This is a genomic window from Plesiocystis pacifica SIR-1 (assembly GCF_000170895.1).
Lineage (GTDB): Bacteria > Myxococcota_A > Polyangia > Nannocystales > Nannocystaceae > Plesiocystis > Plesiocystis pacifica.
Genome location: NZ_ABCS01000006.1, coordinates 67,448 through 85,875 on the forward strand (window position 1 = coordinate 67,448; position 18,428 = coordinate 85,875).

Sequence of the window (18,428 nt, forward strand, 5' to 3'; positions counted from 1 at the left end):
GTGGACGCCCACGACGAGCCCGCGCTGCGCGAGCCGACCCTCGCCGAGGCTCTGCTCCCGCCGCTGTCGGCCGTCGTCTTGCTCGGCGTCGGCTACGGCTACCTGGGCCTGCGCGTCGAGGCCCTGCTGCTGCTCTCGACGCTGATCGCCGGCCTCGTCGCGCGCCGCATGGGCGCCGACTGGGCCCGGCTCGAGCGGGCCATCGTGGCCAAGATCAGCGAGGCCCTGCCCGCGATGCTGATCCTCGTCGCTGTCGGCTTCATGATCGGCGCGTGGATGGTCGCCGGGACCGTCCCCCTGCTCATCCACCTCGGCCTGCGCGTCATCGACCCGCGCTTCGTCGTGGTCACGGCCTTCGTGTTCACGGCGATCGTCTCGACGGTGACCGGGACCTCCTGGGGCGCGATCGGGACCGCTGGCGTCGCGCTGATCGGCGTCGCCGAGGGCCTAGGGGCGCCGCTGCCCGCGACCGCCGGGGCGATCGTCAGCGGGGCCTACTTCGGCGACAAGCTGTCCCCGCTCTCGGACACCACCAACCTCGCCCCGCTCGCGGCCGGCACCGATCTCTACGCCCACATCCGCCAGCTGCTCTACACGAGCGTCCCCGCGACGCTCCTCGCCCTGGTCGTCTACCTCGTCGCCGGCCTCACGCACGCGCAGGTCCAGACTCAGGCGGACCTCGCCAGCGTCGACGCCATGGTCGGGGCCCTCGAGCGCAGCTGCGAGCTCCACTGGCTCCTCGGCCTCCCGCCCCTGGTCGTGTTCCTCGCGGCCGTCCGCCGCCGCCCGCCCGTGCCCACGATGCTGCTCGGCGGCGCCCTCGCCCTCGTCCTCGCCTTCGCCCTCGACCCCGACCTCGCGCGCCTCGGCCCCGCCCTCGAGGCCGTCGTCGGGGGCCCGCAGGTCGAGACCGGCCACCCCGCCCTCGACTCGCTGCTCGCCCGCGGCGGCATGATGAGCATGACCGGGCCCATCCTCTTGGTCCTGTGCGCCTACGCCTTCGCCGGCGTCGTCGGTGAGATCGGCTGCCTGCGCGTGCTCTCGACCCGGCTGCTCGAGGCCGTCAAAGACAGCCAGCGAGGGCTGATGCTCTCGACCTCCGCGTCCACCCTGGCGGTCGCGCTGGTGACCGGGGACGCCTACCTCGCCATCCTCCTCCCCGGCGAGCTGTTCCGCGAGGCCTACCCCGCCCGCGGCCTCGACCCCAAGAACCTCTCGCGCATCCTCGAGGACTCGGGCACCGTGGTGATGCCGCTGATCCCCTGGGCGGTGTCCTGCGCCTACGTCAGCGAGAGCCTCGGGGTCTCGGTGTTCGACTACGGGCCGTGGGCCGTATTTTGCTACCTCGGGCTCGCCCTGTCCGTGGCCTACGCGGTCACGGGCATCGCCGTCGCGCCCCTGCCCCAACTGCCGGAGGGGCGCTCCGTGCCTTCGGTAGACTGAGGCGACCGAGCAGCGCAAAGGCTCGCTGCGCCCGCCCGAGCTGCGGCATCATCCAGTCATGCGCGTGTCTTTGTTCGCCTCGACCTGCTGCTCGCTGCTCCTGATCGCCGGCTGCGGAGACGACGGGGCGAACGCGGACGAGGTGGGGGCGAGCGCGGACGACGAGGCGACGGACACCGAGACCGACGAGTCGAGCACCGGCACGGACGAGTCCGAGGGCACCACCGAATCCGAGTCCGAGTCCGAGTCCGAGTCCGAGTCCGAGTCCGAGTCCGAGTCCGAGTCCGACACCGGCGAGCCCACGAGCTGGCGCAGCGCGCTGTTCCCCGAAGACTGGACGCCCGCGTTCACCGACGACGAGGGCCGCTTCCTCCACGACTTCTCCTACGCCGGCTACCACAACGGCGAGCTGCCCCTGCCCGCGGACATCCCGGGCGTGGTCCGCTCGGTGCTCGAGGACGGCGCCGACCCGAGCGGGATGGCCGACTCGTGCCCGGCGATCCAGGCGACCATCGACGCCGTCGCCCAGGCCGGCGGCGGCGTGGTCGAGCTGCCCCCGGGCTCCTTTCGCTGCGACGATCGCCTGTTCGTGACCGACGACGGCGTGGTCCTGCGCGGGGCCGGCCCCGACCAGACCCAGCTGTGGTTCACCCGCGACGAGGGCATGACCGGCCAGGACCACCTGAGCTTCCAGGGCAGCCCGAGCGCGGGCGAGGACCGCCCCTTGGCCCTCGACGGCGAGGCCCGCAGCGCCTTCATCCACGTCGAGAGCCCGGCCGAGCTCGACGGCCTCGCCGTCGGAGACAGCGTCAGCGTGGGCTGGGTCATCACCGACGCGTTCATCGCCGAGCACGGCATGGAGGGCACCTGGATGGCCTTCAACGGCCAGTGGCGCCCCTTCTTCCGCCGGCAGATCGTCGACCTGGGCTGCGACATCCCCAGCGAGGTCCCACTGTGCACCATCGTCCTCGACGTCCCCCTGCGCTACCCCGCCAAGCTCCGCGACGGCGCCAGCGTGCGCCGCGAGACCGGCTACCTGCGCGAGGTCGGCCTCGAGTCCCTGGCCATCTCCACGGTCAGCGACGACTACGACCAGGCCTGGACCCTCGACCGCACCCACGCCGTCGGGCTCATCGGGGTCGCCGACGCCTGGGTCCGCGACGTGCACAGCTTCGAGTCGCCCAACTCCAACGACGATCGCCAGCGCCACCTGATCTCCGGGGGCGTCCTCGTCCGCGACAGCAAGCGGGTGACCGTCGCGGACTCGACCATGGCCGCGCCCCAGCACCGAGGCGGCGGCGGCAACGGCTACCTGTTCGAGATTTCGCGCAGCAGCGAGGTCATGACCCGGGACTGCGCCGGCCTCGACGGGCGCCACAACTTCATCCAAAACTGGGACTTTGGGACCACCGGCTGCGTGTGGCAGCGGATCCACAGCGAGGGCTCCGTCGCCCACGTCGCCGCCTCGGAGATCCTCGGCCTGCCCGCCGCCAGCGAATTCCACCACTCCCTGGCCCTCGCCAACCTCATCGAAGAGTCGACCCTCGAGGACGGCTGGTACGCGGTCAACCGCGGCAGCTACAGCTCGGGCGCGGGCCACTCGGCCACGCAGAACGTGCTGTGGAACAACCTCGGCAGCGGCCAGGGCGGGCGCATCAAGAGCTACCAGTGGGGCTGGGGCTACGTCATCGGCGCGACGGGTCTGGTGGTCCAGACGGACCCCGCCGTGGCGACCCTGTTCGAGGGCCTCGGCGCGGCGCCCGAGGACTGGGTCGAGGGGGTGAACGAGGCCCTGCCCCTCGAGCCCGCGTCGCTGCACGCCGCGCAGCTCGAGCTCCGCCTGGGCCGCTAGCTCAGGGACGACTCAATAGGGGGCCAGCTGCGCGAGAGTGCGCATCGAGAAGATTCGGTCCAATTTGGGGATCAGTCATCCGGCGTCGCGCACTGCCCCTGGCACGATGCCCATCCCACGCTCACCTCGAGCCCTCTTCCTGCTCCCGGCCTGCGCCCTACTCGCGGGCGCCGCGACCGGACTCGCCCCCGCCCAGGCCCACGCCAAGCTGCCCGGCTGGGGCATCGACGGTACCCCCGGCGTCACCGATGACTGGTGCTGGGGCCTGGGTCGGACCGCCTACGTCGGAGACTTCAACGGCGACGGCCTCGACGATCTGCTGTGCCACAACTCGGACAACGGCCGCCGACGCATCGACTACGCCGACGACGCCTACAGCGGCTTTTGGGGCACGGACTGGGACAGCCTGGCGAACAGCAGCGCGAGCAACGACTGGTGCGAGGCCGCGGGCGAGGAGCTGTTCGTCGGCGACTTCAACGGCGACGGGCGCGACGACCTGATGTGCCGAGTCAAGCGCGGCTACACCAACGCTGGGCGCAAGCAGATCGACTTCGCCGACGCCTACGGCCGCCTCGAGGGCGCGGACTTCGACACCCTCGACTTCCCCACCGCCGCCCAGACCTGGTGCACCAACGCCGGCGAAGAGGTCCACGTCGGTGACTTCAACGGCGACGCCAAGGACGACCTGCTGTGCTTCGTCAACCGCGGCTACGCCAACGCCGGCCGCAAGCGCATCGACTTCGCCAACAGCTCCGGCTCCTTCTTCGGCACCGAGTTCAACTCCCAGGACTACGCCAGCGCGGCCCAGACCTGGTGCACCAACGCCGGCGAGAGCCTGCACGTCGGGGATTTCAACGGCGACGCCAAGGACGACCTGCTGTGCTTCGTCAACCGCGGCTACACCAACGCGGGCCGCCGACGCATCGACTTTGCCAACAGCGCGGGCACCTTCTACGGCACCGAGTTCAACTCCCAGGACCACGGCGGCGCGACCCAGGCCTGGTGCACCGCCTACGGCGACGAGGTCCACGTCGCCAGCGTCAACGGCGACGCCAAGGACGACCTGCTGTGCGCCAACGGAGCCAACGGCTACGTGCACGTCGACCACGCCAACAGCGCGGGCACCTTCTTTGGATCCAACGGCGACACCCACTCGGAGAACTGGTGCACCAACGGCGGCGAGCGCTTCCACACCGGCGACTTCGACGGCGACGGCAAGGACGACGTGCTCTGCCACGACGACACCACCGGCTACCGCGGGCTCCGCTACGCCAACGACGCGGGCGACTTCCACAGCATCTGCTCCGACGACAGCAGCATGGGCGACGGCCTGCTCCCCGACCTGCCCGTGCACTTCACCGTGCTCCCCGACCCCAACGACGCCCGCGTGCCCGGCCGCTCGACGCACATGCCCGCCGGCAACTCGACCCACACCAACCCCCTCGACGGCAGCGCCATCAACAGCGACCCCACGGAGTACTTCGAGGTCGAGGTCGACCTGATGAACGAGCTGACCCAGTACTACATCCCCGACCTGGGCTGGAGCTATCCCTACACCTGCTGGGGCAGCGACTGCATCGGCTACGAGTACGACAGCCACATCCTCCACGACGAGATCGGCTTCACCACCTGCAGCGAGCTGATGAACTACGGCGAGACCCCGACCCTGGACTACGCCGCGAACTGCTACGACCTCAAGCCCGCGAGCGAGGAGGAGTGCTTCCCCAACGCCTGCGACGGGCAGTTCGAGGACCAGGACAACGGCTGGATGTACGGCTACGCCTGCGCCATCCGCAGCTGCGAGGACGAGCGCCTGCGCAAGCCTCACGCCCTCAACGTGATCGTCACCGATCGCTGCAGCTGGGACTTCCTGACCCCGGGCGGCATCAACGACGACGAGTGCGGGCTGTCCCTGTCCTTCGGCTTCAACGACGAGGACTTCTTCACGGGCTGGGACTACGACCGCATGCTCCGCTACGACGGCCACGGCGGTCGGCCGCGCAGCGGCGCCCGGGGCCTCGAGCCCCACGAGCTCGGCCACGTCCTCGGCCTCGGCCACACCTACGAGTGCGACCAAAAGAGCAACGCCATGCACAAGGACCCCGAGGGCGGGTGCGCCAGCAACGGCCAGGTGTGGCGCGACGACGGCTACTCGACGGACATCGCTAACGTCAACCAGGTCCACACCATGATCAGCGACGCCCGCGAGCGGGTCATCGCCTGGTCCTGCAACTGAACCATCCCCCCGCCGAGGAGACGCCGGGCCTGATCCCAAGAATGAGGCCCGCGCGTCTGTTCTCGCGTAAGGCTGTCGACGGGCCCGCGTTGGCCAACGTGTCGCGTCTACCTCGTCCTCGCCTGCCCCTGTGCCTATCCCTGCTGAGCCTGCCCCTCGCCGCCTGCGGTGACCCCGAGGCAGACCCCGAGCCCGCCCCGATGGTCGACGCCTGGGAGGTCGTCGCCCAGGGCCCCGCCAGCGCGCTCGACTTCCTCGAGATCGGCTCGGCGCTGAGCGGAGACAACTTCGCCAACCGCGGCGACGTGACCATCGAGTACGTCGAGGGCACGGACCAGATCACCGTGGAGATGCAGCGCTTTGGCTCCTACGCCTCCACCGACCAACGGGACGAGAACTTCGCGCGCATCGAGGGCTGGGCCTACGACCAGAGCAGCCCCTCGATCCCCACGGCGGACATGGCCGCGATCGCCTGCTGGGCGCCCGAGACCAGCGGCTGCCACGTGTCCGTCTACTACGACGGCCAGTCCCAGCCCGTGCGCGCGGGCGCCAACTTCCGGGTCCAGATCCCCGTCGGCTGGCCGGGCGACCTGTCCGTCGAGACCGAGGACAACCTCGCCGACGGCCCCACCACCTACCCGGACCGCAGCGACGTCCGCATCCTCGGCGCCAGGGGCAACGTCGACGTGCTGCTCGACTCGGGCAACGTCGACATCCGCCTCGACCCCGACATCCCCCACTACGCGGGCTGCTCCGACTCCCAGGCCTGCGAGGAGCACTTCGGCGTCGCGCCCGACCCCAACGAGGAGGAGCCCTTCGCGTGCGGCTGCGACACGCCCACGAACATCGCCGTGGAGAACCGCGCGGGGCAGTCCTCCAACGTGACCGTGGACGTCGCGACCGCCGACAACTGGTACACCGTGCAGCTCGAAAACCGCGGCGACTTCTCGGCGCAGAGCGACTTCATCTGCGACGCGGCGATCGAGTGCGCGGCCTTCGACGACTGCGCCATCGACCCCGACTACGCGGCGACCGACAACGAGGAGCGGGCCGAGATCAACTTCCCCGGCGTCAACACCATCGAGGGCACCGGCATCCGCATCGTCGCAACGAGCGAGCAGTGCAGCTTCGTGCCCTACACCGAAGGGCCCGAGGACTTCGAGGCCGACCCCATGCCCGAGCAAAAGCGCGGCCAGCTCGACGTGTGCGTGGGCTGCCTCTAGCAAGCTGCTAGTTGTTGGTGCAGTAGGCGTTTTCGCTCTGGTACGAGGTCGCGTCGGGCTGGCCGAGGCGTCGCAGGAAGCGGTAGTGCGAGCGCAGGGCCTGCGGCAGCGTGGGGATGACGCGGTACTCGACGTCGAACTCCGCGCAGGTCTCCGCGACGATCTTCGACAGGGCGGGATAGTGGATGTGCGAGACGGCCGGGAAGAGGTGGTGGACGACCTGGAAGTTGAGGCCGCCGACGTACCAGCTCAACAGGCGATTGTGCTGCGCGAAGTCCACGGTCGTGGCCAGCTGCAGGCGTGCGTGGTCCAGGCGCGGCCCACCAGGGGCGGGATGAACGAACTCGGCCTCTTCCACGCAGTGGGCCATCTGGAACACGATCGCGAGCGTCAGCCCCAGGCACAGCTGGGTCGTGACGTAGAACAGCAGGGTCGAAGCCCAGCCCACGGTCATCGCTGGGATGAGGAAGGCCCACGAGCAGTACACGACCTTCCCCGCCAAGAAGATGGCAACCTCCCTGCCCTTGGGGCGCGCGAGCTTGGTGGACCCGACCTTGCCCGTCCACAGCCGCCGCACGTCGTCGTAGAGCACCCAAACGAAGGGCAACAAGGCGTAGAGGGCCCAGATGTAGATGTGCTGGAAGCGGTAGGCGGCGCGGTACGGCGAGTTGCCGTGCATCCGCGCGAAGGGCTCGGTGTGAATGTCCTCGTCGACCCCCGTCACGTTGGGGTAGGTGTGGTGGACGAAGCCGTGCTTGTGCCGCCAGACGTAGGACGAGCCCCCGAGGAAGTCGAGGACCGCCGCAGACGCGCGATTGAGCCACGGCTTGCGCGAGTAGGCGCGGTGGCCCCCATCGTGTTGAACGGCGAAGCCGAGGCCCGAGCAGGCCAGCCCAGTCGAGATTGCCAGCGCCATCGTCCCCAAGGCTCCCGGGCGGAGCACGAGGAAGGTGATGTAGCCGGCGAAGAACCAGGCGAAGATCAACGCGGTCTTGACGATGATCCGGACGCCGCCGTCGCGGGTCTGTCCGGACTGCTCAAAGTAGTCGTCGACGCGCCGGCGTAGCTCCGATTGCAGGTCGGACCGACCGAAGCGAACATGTTGATCTCTCACCGCAGTAGTTGCCCACGGCGCGATCACGCCCGCAACACGAGTTTGGGCCTACGACATAACCGAGACGTGCAGCAAGCCGATCCTCGGTCGCCGGAGCGACTGCGGAAAGGGTTCACGTGAGTCCGCGCGGATCCTGCGCGCGAATGCGCCAACCGGAACGGGCTTCGGGCACGCGGTCCTCGCACCAGCCGGCTGCTAGGTCTGGCGCCAGCTGGTCACGAACGAGCAGTACTCGTGCCCGTCGCTGACGCACTGCTCGCGCTGGACGTAGACCCCCTCGCAGCCCATGCCCTCGTAAATCGCGACCCCGCCAGCCGTGTACAGCTCGCAGGCGAGGGGGTGGTGCCCCTCCCAGTCCCAGATCTTCGCGCGCGCCCGGTGGCTGGCCAGGGTCTCGACCTCGAGCATCCCGTTGTCGTAGTAGCTGCGCCACAGCTCGTTGGCGAAGCGAGCGTAGCGCTCGGGGCTGGCCATCCACCGAAACAGCGCCCGGTAGACGCCCCCGAGGGTCGCGCCCATCACCGCCTCGGCCCCGTCGCGGATCAGGGCCTGGCGACCGACCCCGCGGTGCCGCGCCGCGATCACGTCGAGCAGGGCGTTGATGGGCTCGGAGTCGTACCAGCGCGAGGCCAGCAGGCCCAGCGCGTCGTCCTCGACGTCCAGGCTGTGGAGCCACGCGTGCGGCCAATTCTCCGTCGCCGCGACCAGCTCCTTCGCGCCGTGACGCCCGACATAGAACGCGAAGAACTCCCGCAAGGCGGCGCCCTTGACCCGCGTGCGCGTGCGTTGATGCGACGAACCGTCCATGCTCCTTCGAGCCTAGGACCGCGCTCGGGGCCGTCCACTGCGATCGGGCCGCGGCTTGGGCCGGGCCGCGGGCGTGGGGATTTCGGGGAATGTCGACGGGGCGATTCGCCTCGCGAATCCGATCAAGAAAAGCACAGAGTGTCGTGTTTTAGCCGTCGAAGAATCAACATTTTCATTCTCCGACGCGCAAGGCGGTGAGCTGGCCAACCCGCGGCTCCGAGCCCGCCCGGGGCGGGGCGATTCGCCTCTGCGCAGGCGGAGTTTCCAGGTAAATCGACGCCGCCCACGACCTCCCCCTCACACAGGCCCCACGCGCCGACAGCGCGAGCCTCTCAGGCCTTCGTCGCAGTCATCGATGTTCGGCGAGCCCCAGCTCCCAACGCGCGATCATGCGCGCCAACGCGAGCTCAGCTCAGCGCCACCCGTGGGGGCAAAGCAGCAACTCAGGCCTTGGGCACGACCTTGCCCTTGTACATGTTCATCCCGCACGCGAAGCCCAGCTCGCCCGACTCGGGCACCTCGACCTCGATCTCCACGGTCTCGTTGAGCGGCAGGTCCTTCTTCACGTCCATCGACGCGATCACCAGCTCCTGCCCGCAGCCGGCCTCGGTGGTCCGGGTGAAGGCCAGGGTCACCTTGGACTTGGGCGGCGCCTGGATCTCGGCGGGGTGGTAGCCGCCCGCGTCGACTTTGATCTCCGCCTTGCCGCCCGCCTCGACGCTGGCGACCTCGGCCTTGGCCTCACCGGCCGCGCCGTGGCCCGCGTGCGCGTCGGGCTTCTCGGCCTCGCCAGCCTTCTCGCCCTCTCGGTCGGCCTCGGCCTGCTTGTCCGAGGGCTCGTCCTTGCCTTCGGCCGTCGCCTCGACGGGCTCTTCCTTCTTGTCGCAAGCCGGAGCGAGGACGAGCGCGAAGATGGCGAACGAGGCGGTGAACACGGAGCTGCGGAGGCGGGTCATCAGGCGCCCATCCTGCGCCAGATCCCGAACGCCCGTCTACCCCCCAGTCGTCTCGTCGTCCGCCCCTTCGCCAGCCCCGGTGGTCTCCACCTGGGCGTCGGGGTCAGCCTCGCTCGGCTCGCTCGCGGGGGCCTGGGCACGACGCAGCCGCCCCTCCTCGACCAGGCACCACAGCACCGGGACCACGAACAGGGTCAGCAGCTCGATGGTCATGCCGCCGACGATGGGCAGGGCCATGGGCGCCATGACGTCGCTGCCCTTGCCCGTCGAGCTCAGCACCGGCAGCAGCGCGAGCAGCGTGGTCGCCGTGGTCATCAGGCAGGGTCGAACGCGGCGCACCCCGGCCTCGAAGGTGCGCTCGCGGACCTGCGCGACGGTGGTCGGCGGCGCGGCGGCGAAGCGCTGCTCGAGGTAGGTCGCCATCACCACGCCGTCGTCGGTGGCCACGCCGATGAGCGCGATGACCCCGACCCAGACCGCGACCGAGAGGTTGACCGAGTGGACGGAGAACAGCGCGCGCAGGTCCGCGCCGAACAGCTCGCCGTTCAAGAAGCCCGGCTGACCCCAGGCCCACAGCAGCAAGAAGCCGCCGGCCACGGCCACGAGCACGCCGGAGTAGATCATCGCGCTGACCACCACCCGGCGAAAGCGCAGCTGCAAGAGCACGAACACCAGCGCCAGGGCCACGGGGATCAGCACGGCCAGCCGGGCCTCGCTGCGCAGCTGGCTCTCGTAGCTCCCCGCGAAGCGGTAGCTGACGCCCTCGGGCAAGAGCAGCTCGCCGCTGGCCAGGGCCTGCTCGAGGCGCGCCGCCGCGGCCTCGACGGCCTCGACCTCGGCGACCTCGGGCGCGCGATCGAAGAGCACGTAGCCCGTGGTGAAGGTGTCCTCAGACTTGATGACCTGCGGGCCGCGGACGTAGCGAATGTCGGCGAGCTGGGCCAGCAGCACGGGCTCGCGGCCGCCCACGGCGATGGGCAGGCGCTCGATCGCCGGCAGCGAGTCTCGCTCCTCTCGCATGTAGCGCACGCGGACCGCGTAGCGCTCGCGCCCCTCGACGGTCCGCGTCAGCGCCATGCCGCCCAGGGCGACCTGCAGCTGGTGTTGGACCTCGGCGATGGTCAGGCCCTGGTGGGCGATCTCGCGGCGATCGAGCTCGATCTCCAAGTAGGGCTTGCCGATCATCCGCTCGGCGAACACGGTCTCGGCCCGGACCTCGGGGACCTCGCGCAGGAGCTGCTCGACGGCCAGGCCGAAGCGCTCGATGGACTCGAGGTCGGGGCCCGCGATCTTGACGCCCATGGGCGCCCGCATGCCGCTTTGCAGCATGACCATGCGGGCCTGGATGGGCATGAGCACGGGCGCGCTGGTGACCCCGGGGAGCTCGGCGGCCGCGACGATCTCGTCCCAGATGTCCCGCGGGCTGTGGATGTGCTCGCGCCACTGCCGGACCCGGCGGCCCTCGGCGTCCACGCCGTACTCGGGCACGTAGGTCACCACCGTCTCGATCATCGACACCGGCGCGGGATCCAGCGCGCTGTCGACCCGCCCGAGCTTGCCGACCACGCGATCGACCTCGGGCACCTCGGCGATGGCCGCGTCCATGACCTGCAGCATCTCGAGGGCCTGGCCCATGGACGCGTGGGGCATGGTCGTGGGCATGTAGAGGAACGCGCCCTCGTCGAAGGGCGGCATGTACTCCCGGCCCAGGCCCGGCGCGAGGGCGTCGAGCTTGGCGAGGGTCGCGTCCGCCTCGAGGGTGTCCACGTCGACCTCGGCGACCTCCTCGGCGATCCGTCCGACCCCCAGCCACACCGTCAGCCCGGCGCCCACGACCAGGGTCGGCGCGATCAGGAACAGGCCCTTGTGGGCCAAAAACACGCGCAGCAAGGCGGGGTAGAGCCAGGCGAACAGGCGCAGGGAGCCGAGCACCAGGCCGAGCACCACCCCGACGAACAGCGCGTTGCCCAGGGTGCCCCCCTCGGGACCCAGGGGCAACCAGTCGAGGGTCAGGGCCAGGCCCACGGCGAGCGCCGCGATCGCGAGCTCGAGGGCGTCGAGGGCTGTCACGAGGGCGCTCGACAGCGCGGGGCGGACCAGGCGGTAGACGCCCATGGCGACCACCAAGAGCCCGGCGAGGGGGCTGAGCTGCCAGGCGAGGACCAGGCCCAGGGCGACGAGCAGCCAGTCGCGCAGGTGCTGGACGTGGAGGGGTCGGAGCCCCGGCTCGGGCTGACGACGCAGGACCACGAAGGCCACCGAGGGCAGCACGAACACCGCCAGGCCCAGGGCGCCGAGCATGGCGAAGGTCTTGGTCAGCGCCAGGGGCGTGAACAGTCGGGCCTCGCCGGCCTGCAGGGCGAACACCGGCAGGAAGCTGACCACCGTCGTGAGCACCGAGGTGACCACCGCGGGGGCGACCTCTGCCGCCGCCTTGCGGACCGCGGCCTCCCGGGCGCCGGGGTCGGGGTCGGGGTTCGGGCCCAGCTCGCGCAGGCGCTCGCTGATGTTCTCCGTGAACACGATGCCGATGTCGACCATCGTGCCGATCGCAATCGCGATCCCGCCGAGGGCCATGACGTTGGCGTCGACCCCCGCGGCCTTCATGATCACGAAGGTCGCGAGCACCCCCAGGGGCAAGAGCCCGGCGATCAACATGCTGCTGCGCAGGTCTCGGAGCAGCACCAGGACCACGATCAGCGTGACCAGGATCTCCTGCCACAGCGCCGTCGACAGGGTGTCGAGGGTCTCGTGGATCAGCTGGGTGCGGTCGTAGAAGGGGACGATGGTGACCTGGCTGGTCCGCCCGTCGTCGAGCTGCTTGCGCGGCAGCCCCGGCTGGATCTCGTCGATGCGCGCCTTGACGGCCTCGATGGTCTCGAGGGGGTTGGCGCCAAAGCGGGCCACGACCACGCCGCCGACGACCTGGGCGCCCGCGTCGTCGAGGGCCCCGCGGCGCTGGGCCGGGCCCAGGCCGACCCGGGCGACGTCGCGGACGCGGATCGGCACATGGTTGCGCGCGGTGACCACGGCCTCCTCGACGTCGCGCATGTCGTCGATGAAGCCGACGCTGCGGATCAGGTACTCGACGCGGTTGATCTCCAGGGTGCGCGCGCCGACGTCGAGGTTGGAGCCGCCCACGGCCCGCGCGACCTGGTCTAGGGTCACGCCCTGGGCGCGCAGGGCCTCGGGGTCGACGTCGACCTGGATCTCCTGGACGTAGCCGCCGACCGCCGCGACCTCGGACACGCCGGGCACGGACTGGAGGGCGTAGCGGATCGACCAGTCCTGGGCCGAGCGCAGCTCGTGCAGGTCCCAGCCGCCGACGAGCTCGCCGGTCTCGGGGTCCCGGCCCTCGAGGGTGTACCAAAACACCTGGCCCAGGCCCGTGGCGTCCGGGCCCAGGGTCGGGCTCACGCCCTCGGGCACGGTCTCGGGGGGGAGCGAGGCCAGCTTTTCGAGCACGCGGCTGCGCGACCAGTAGAAGTCGACGTCGTCCTCGAAGATCACGTAGATGGTCGAGAAGCCAAAGGCGCTCGACGAGCGCACGGTCTCGACGCCCGGGATGCCGAGCAGGGCCGTGGTCAGCGGGTAGGTGATCTGATCTTCGATGTCCCGGGGGGAGCGGCCGGGCCACTCGGAGAACACGATCTGCTGGTTCTCGCCGACGTCGGGGATGGCGTCGACGGGGATCGGGTCGCGGGGGATCCACTGGGCGACGCGCTCGACCAGGCGGCCGCGGGCCTCGGCGGGCTCGCCCTCACCCTCGCGCGAGCCCCAGTCGAAGGGCGAGGCCCACAGCCCCGCGAGCACGACGAGCAGCGTCAAGACGAAGACCACCGGGCGGTTGCCCAGGCAAGCCCCGAGCACCCGGGCCCAGACGCCCTCCGGGCCCTCGTGTTCGCGCTGTGTTGGCTGCGTCGGCTCCGTCACCGCGACCTCACCCCTGGCTCGGCCCGTCGGCGCTCAGCAGGTATTGCCCCGGCTCGACCACCGAGCGGATCTCCCCGCAGCTGAGCATGCTGGCCCCGAAGTAGCTGTTGTCGACGACCTCGCCGGCCTGGACCCACTCGGCGCCCTCGTTGGCGTTGGCCATGGGGCAGTAGGCCAGGCGCACGGGCTCGTCGAGGGGGTTGCCGAACACGGCGAGCAGCACCTTGACGTCGCCGGACAGCTGCAGGAAGGCCCCGCGCGCGCTCTCGATGGCGGCCGACTCGGCGGCCTCGGTCGCGCGCCGACCCAGGCTGGGGCCCAGGGCCGACCAGGCCTCGCGGACGCCCTCGTCGGTTCCCTCGGCGCTGCCCTCGGCTCCGGCCTTCGCCGTCATCGCCTCGCTCGCCTTGGCCAGGCGCGCGCCGGCGGCCTGGGCCGCCTTCCAGTCGTCGTCGGCGAGGGTCACCTGGAGCTCGAGGTAGGCGCGCAGGACCTCGCCGAGGGCCGGGCGCAGGGCCGCGTCGAGGACCACGCGGCGATCGAGGGCCGCCTGCTCCCGCGCGTCGGGCTGGACCATCATGCTGTCGCCGCCGCGGATCTGCAGGTCCGCGTCGAGCACGAAGGCGCCGTGGGTCACGACCCGCTCGCCCGCGCTCAGACCCGCGACCACGGGATAACCGTCGCCCATGCGCGGGCCCAGCTCGACCACCCGGGCCTCGTAGGTGGGCGCCCCGCTGACGCTCTCGACCTCGACGTAGACCAGCGAGCGCCGGCCGGTGAACAGGGGCGCGCTCGCGGGCACGACCAGCGGGCGCTGGATCGTCGAGGGCGCGCCGCCCTCCCCCTCCCGGCCCAGCTCGCCCCGGACCAGGGCCTCGACGAACATGCCCGGGCGCAGCTCGCCGCTGGCGTTGTCGACCTCGACGCGGACCTTGGCCACGCGTCGGCGCGGATCGACGAGGGGGTCGATGAAGGCGATCTCGCCCTGGAAGCTGCGCCCTGGCAGGGCCTCGACCTCGAGCTCCACGCTCTGGCCCTCGAGCAGCATGGGCAGGTCGGCCTCGTAGGCGTCGAGCTGCACCCACAGCTTCGAGAGGTCGGCGACGCGGTAGAGGATGGCCCCGGTCTCGACGTACTGCCCTTGAGTGACCAGGCGCTCCATGACCGTGCCGCCCTCCTGGGCGCGGATCGCCACGGACTTGCGCGGCTTTTCGGCCTCGGCCATGGCGTCGAGCTCGGCATCGGGCACGCCGAGCAGGCGCAGGCGCTCGCGCGCGGACTCGAGGGCGCTCTTGGCCGAGGACTGGGCCAGCTCGCTCGCCCCGCTGAGCCGGTCGAGCTGGCGCTGGGCCGTGAGCAGGTCCTGGTGGGCGGCGTAGACCTCGGGGCTGTAGAGGGTCGCGATGCTCTGCCCGCGGCGCACCACCGTGCCCGTCTCGCGGACCTTGAGGCCGTCGACGCGGCCGCCGATCCACGCGCTGACGTTGCGCACCCGGCCCTCGTCGACCTCGACGCGGCCGAGCAGGCGCAGGTCGAGCTCCGGCGAGCTCAGGCGCTCGACCTCGACGGTCTCGATGCGCGCGAGCATGGCCGCGCGCGGGGACAGCTCGACCTGGGTCGGGCTGGTGTTGCTGTCCATGGCGCTGAGCGGGATCAGGTCCATGGCGCAGATCGGGCAGGGGCCGAACTCGGGCTGGCGGATCTGCGGGTGCATGGAGCAGGTCCACGCCTCCGCGGCCGCCTCGGCTCCCTCGCTCAGGTCTGCGGTCTGGGCGACCTCGCCTCCGCCGTCGCCTGCGACGCAGCGCCCCAGACCAAAGGCCACCGCCGCGACCACGGGGATCAGCAGCCAGGGGGCCAGCTTCGTCGACGCTTCAGGCTCCGTCATCGGACTCCTCCCCACTACGCTCGCTGTGGTTGTCAGCTACAGGCACGGCCCGCCCCTCGACGCCGTGACCGACCACGCGCTCGAGGCTCGCCCAGGCCGCGGCGTGGTCGGCGTGCAGGCGCAGGGCGGCCTGGCGCAGCTCGAGCAGCTGGCGCTGGGCGAAGAACACCGCGCTAAGCTCGACCTCGCCGACGGCGTAGCCGCCCAAGCTCGCCTCGAGAGCGCCCCGGGCCTGGGGGATGAGCGTGGCCTCGTGGAGCTCGACCCGGCGGGCGCTGTCGCGGAGCGTCGCCAGGGTCGTGCTCAGCTCGGCCGCGGCCCGCAAGCGCGCGGCCTCTCGCTCGGACCGGGCCGCCGCCGCGTCGGCCTGGGCGGCCTTTTCGTCCTCGGCGTAGTTGCGCTGCCACAGCGGGAGCTCGAGGCCCACGGACACGCTCGCGGCGTCCTTGCCCGAGTCGCTGGCCCCCTCCGCGTGGGTGCCCGCGCGCGCCGGGCCGACCTCGATCCAGTCGACGCCCACGGAAAAACCTGGCGCCCGCGCGCGACGGGCCTGGCGACCGCGCAGCTCGCTGGCCTGCGCCTGGGTCTGCCAGCGACCGAGCAGCGGGTGCGCGTCGAGATCGGCGCGCAGCTCGGTCTCGGTCGCGCTCGGCAGCTCCACCCCGGGCAGGGCGTCGAAGGTCGGCAGCTCGGCGAGCTCGACCTCGAGGGGCACGCCGAGGGCCGCCCGCAGCCGCGCGCTCGCCTTGCGCTCGAGCTCGTCGAGGGCCGCGAGCTCGTCGGCGGCCCGCGCCCGCTGCAGGTCGATCTGTTGGACCTCGGCCAGGTCGACGCCCCCGACCTCGAGGCGCCCGCGGGCGAGCTCGGCCAGGCCCGCGTAGATCTCGAGCTCCTCGCCCTCGATGCCGCGCACGGCCCGGACCAGCCACAGCGACCAATAGCGCACCAGGACCTCGGCCCGGACCTCGAGGGCGCGGGCTTCGAAGTCGCGCTGGAGCACGCGGGCCTCGGCCGCGGCCGCGTCGGCTCCCGCGAGCAGGGCCCCGGGCCAGGGGAAGCGCTGGCGCAGACCCAGGCGCATGCGCTGCGGGCCCACGCGGGTCTCGACCTGCGAGACGAATACGGAGTAGGTCAGCGTCGGCATCGGCAGCCGGCGCTCCCGGGCGACGCGGTGGGTCGCCGCACGCCACCGCTCCCAGGCCGCGCGCAGGCCGGGGTCGTGGCTGAGGGCGTAGTCGACGTAGGCCTGCGGATCGCCGTCGAAGCGCGCCGCCTCGTCCACCGTCGCCGCCTCGGCGCTCCCAGACGCGCCGGGCTCCGCCGCCCCGCTCACCTCCGACAAGGTCGCGCTGGCGTGGTCGAGCTCGGCGCGGAGCTCCCGCTCCCCCGCGCTCACGCACGCGCACAGCAACGCCGCTGGAGCCACAAACTGGCTAAACCTGACGAATTGTGCCCTCTGGGTACGGTTCAGCGACGCCCGACCCCGCCGACGGGTCCGGACTGCCCCGGCCCTTGGAGGACACCAGCGCGCGTACCCGGGCATCCGTAGCTGCATACCAAGGAGATCGGCCCAGGTCCAAAACGAAGGCTTTGCTCGCGCCCGCAGCGTCCCCCGCGACGCGGGGTGACTGCGGGGTGTCTAGGCGAGGGACAGCCGGGCTATGCTTCCGCGCAGTGGCGAACATCGGCTACATCCAGGTCGTCAGGCACTGCAACCACTTTTGCGGGTTCTGCTCCAACCCCACGACGCCCTACACCCACACCTTCGAGTCCATGAAGGTGCTCGTCGACGACTTCGTCGAGCGCGGCTACTTCGGGGTGATCCTGACCGGCGGCGAGCCGAGCCTGCACCCCGAGCTCCCCGAGATCTGCCGCTACGCCACGGACCAGGGCCTGCACGTCCGGATGATCACCAACGGCACGCGCCTGGCGAAGAAGGCCTTCGCCAAGGAGATGGCCGAGGCCGGGCTCAAGCTGGTCCACGTCTCGATCTACTCGCTCATCGAGGAGGTCGAGGACGAGCTGCGCGGGACCCCGGGCACCCTGCCCGTCGCGCTCCAGGCCCTCGACAACGCCAACGAGTTCGGCATCGACGTCAACATCAACTGCGTCATCAACAAGCTCAACGCCGATCACCTCGACCTCAACATCCGCTACTTCCTCGAGCACCACCCCTACATCCGCCACTTCGTGTGGAACAACCTCGACCCCAGCATGGGCCGGGCCGAGGTCAACCAGGACCAGTTCACGCCGCGCCTGGCCGACTTCGAGCTGTCCTTGCAACGGGCGCTGCGCATGCTCGAGCGCACGGGCCGGACCTTCCGCGTCGAGAAGGTCCCGCTGTGCTACATGACCGACTTTGGCTGGGCGAGCACCGAGACCCGCAAGATCGTCAAGGGCGAGGAGCGCATCGTCCACTTCCTCGACGACAAGCAGACCGTGCGCCAGACCAACTGGGGGCACATGTACGCCGAGGTCTGCGAGCAGTGCTCGCTGCGCTCGATCTGCGGCGGCGTGTTCGACCGCGGCGGCGCCTACGACCCCGCCGAGCTCCACCCCGTGTTCGTCGACCGCGACGCCCTGGTCCGCAAGATCATCGAGGACCCCAACGACCCCAGCTTCGCCTCGATCACCCTCGAGCAGTGGAAGGCCCGCTTCGACGGCCCGCCCGCGCCGAGCAAGGAGGAGCACCGCAACGCCGAGATGCCCCCGGAGCTGATGCAGACCGAGAGCGGGCCGTCCGTCGGCCTGGTCACCGACAAGAGCAAGCGCCTGTTCGAGGCCAAGCGCAAGGCGGAGTCCAAGAAGGCGGCCAAGTCCGGGGTCAGCCTCGAGAAGACCGACATCGTCGCGCGCGTGCTCGAGGGCGAAGAGGCCCGCTAGCGGGCTCCTGGACGCGGCACCCGTTTCCCCTCTTCCAGGTCTGGACGGGCCCACTGCCGCGCGCGTGCCCCCACCCGAGAAGTGGTGACGGCC

General features: G+C 71.0%; 11 protein-coding genes. 5 read left to right on the top strand and 6 right to left on the bottom strand.

Annotated features, from left to right (window positions below):
• The 4 genes from nhaC (at position 1) to PPSIR1_RS04605 (ending at position 6,754) form a co-directional block, all read left to right on the top strand.
• Positions 1-1,443, top strand: a complete 1,443-nt coding sequence (nhaC, locus tag PPSIR1_RS04590; RefSeq protein ID WP_006969822.1) for a Na+/H+ antiporter NhaC — start codon at positions 1-3, stop codon at positions 1,441-1,443.
• A 58-nt stretch (positions 1,444-1,501) separates the two neighbouring features.
• Positions 1,502-3,295: a glycoside hydrolase family protein gene (locus PPSIR1_RS04595; RefSeq protein ID WP_006969823.1), complete on the top strand. Its 1,794-nt coding sequence runs from the start codon at positions 1,502-1,504 to the stop codon at positions 3,293-3,295.
• 106 nt (positions 3,296-3,401) lie between these two features.
• The gene (locus PPSIR1_RS04600) at positions 3,402-5,531 is read left to right on the top strand and encodes an FG-GAP repeat domain-containing protein (protein ID WP_006969824.1); all 2,130 of its coding nucleotides are present in this window, start codon (positions 3,402-3,404) and stop codon (positions 5,529-5,531) included.
• Positions 5,532-5,629: 98 nt separating this feature from the next.
• Complete coding sequence (locus tag PPSIR1_RS04605; protein ID WP_198154457.1) at positions 5,630-6,754, top strand: purine-nucleoside phosphorylase; 1,125 nt, start codon at positions 5,630-5,632, stop codon at positions 6,752-6,754.
• A 7-nt stretch (positions 6,755-6,761) separates the two neighbouring features.
• Here PPSIR1_RS04605 and PPSIR1_RS04610 read toward each other — a convergent pair whose 3' ends face one another.
• The 6 genes from PPSIR1_RS04610 to PPSIR1_RS47370 all read right to left on the bottom strand — a co-directional run bounded on the left by PPSIR1_RS04610 (position 6,762) and on the right by PPSIR1_RS47370 (position 16,848).
• Positions 6,762-7,868 carry a fatty acid desaturase family protein gene (locus PPSIR1_RS04610; protein ID WP_006969826.1) on the bottom strand — a complete coding sequence of 369 codons (1,107 nt, stop codon included), beginning with the start codon at positions 7,866-7,868 and terminating at the stop codon, positions 6,762-6,764.
• Positions 7,869-8,063: 195 nt separating this feature from the next.
• Positions 8,064-8,675: a hypothetical protein gene (locus PPSIR1_RS04615; protein ID WP_006969827.1), complete on the bottom strand. Its 612-nt coding sequence runs from the start codon at positions 8,673-8,675 to the stop codon at positions 8,064-8,066.
• A gap of 443 nt (positions 8,676-9,118) precedes the next feature.
• On the bottom strand, positions 9,119-9,631 hold the full coding sequence (locus tag PPSIR1_RS41830) for a cupredoxin domain-containing protein (protein ID WP_006969828.1): 513 nt from the start codon (positions 9,629-9,631) through the stop codon (positions 9,119-9,121).
• Between the two features lie 36 nt (positions 9,632-9,667).
• Positions 9,668-13,501, bottom strand: a complete 3,834-nt coding sequence (locus tag PPSIR1_RS49985) for an efflux RND transporter permease subunit (protein ID WP_006969829.1) — start codon at positions 13,499-13,501, stop codon at positions 9,668-9,670.
• 70 nt (positions 13,502-13,571) lie between these two features.
• Positions 13,572-15,452: an efflux RND transporter periplasmic adaptor subunit gene (locus PPSIR1_RS04630; protein WP_006969830.1), complete on the bottom strand. Its 1,881-nt coding sequence runs from the start codon at positions 15,450-15,452 to the stop codon at positions 13,572-13,574.
• Positions 15,439-16,848 (bottom strand): TolC family protein, encoded by a 1,410-nt coding sequence (locus tag PPSIR1_RS47370; RefSeq protein ID WP_006969831.1) that lies wholly within the window; start codon positions 16,846-16,848, stop codon positions 15,439-15,441. The genes PPSIR1_RS04630 and PPSIR1_RS47370 overlap by 14 nt, the downstream gene beginning before the upstream one ends.
• A 278-nt stretch (positions 16,849-17,126) precedes the next feature.
• Here PPSIR1_RS47370 and PPSIR1_RS41835 point away from each other — a divergent pair, with 278 nt between their 5' ends.
• On the top strand, positions 17,127-18,335 hold the full coding sequence (locus tag PPSIR1_RS41835) for a radical SAM protein (RefSeq protein WP_006969832.1): 1,209 nt from the start codon (positions 17,127-17,129) through the stop codon (positions 18,333-18,335).
• The last annotated feature ends 93 nt before the right edge of the window (positions 18,336-18,428 follow it).

Bases quoted from the DNA above. Each gene is read 5' to 3' on its own strand.
- PPSIR1_RS41830 (WP_006969828.1), bottom strand. From the start codon at position 9,631: ATGACCCGCCTCCGCAGCTCCGTGTTCACCGCCTCGTTCGCCATCTTC.
- PPSIR1_RS04595 (WP_006969823.1), top strand. From the start codon at position 1,502: ATGCGCGTGTCTTTGTTCGCCTCGACCTGCTGCTCGCTGCTCCTGATC.
- PPSIR1_RS04600 (WP_006969824.1), top strand. From the start codon at position 3,402: ATGCCCATCCCACGCTCACCTCGAGCCCTCTTCCTGCTCCCGGCCTGC.
- PPSIR1_RS04615 (WP_006969827.1), bottom strand. From the start codon at position 8,675: ATGGACGGTTCGTCGCATCAACGCACGCGCACGCGGGTCAAGGGCGCC.
- PPSIR1_RS04630 (WP_006969830.1), bottom strand. From the start codon at position 15,452: ATGACGGAGCCTGAAGCGTCGACGAAGCTGGCCCCCTGGCTGCTGATC.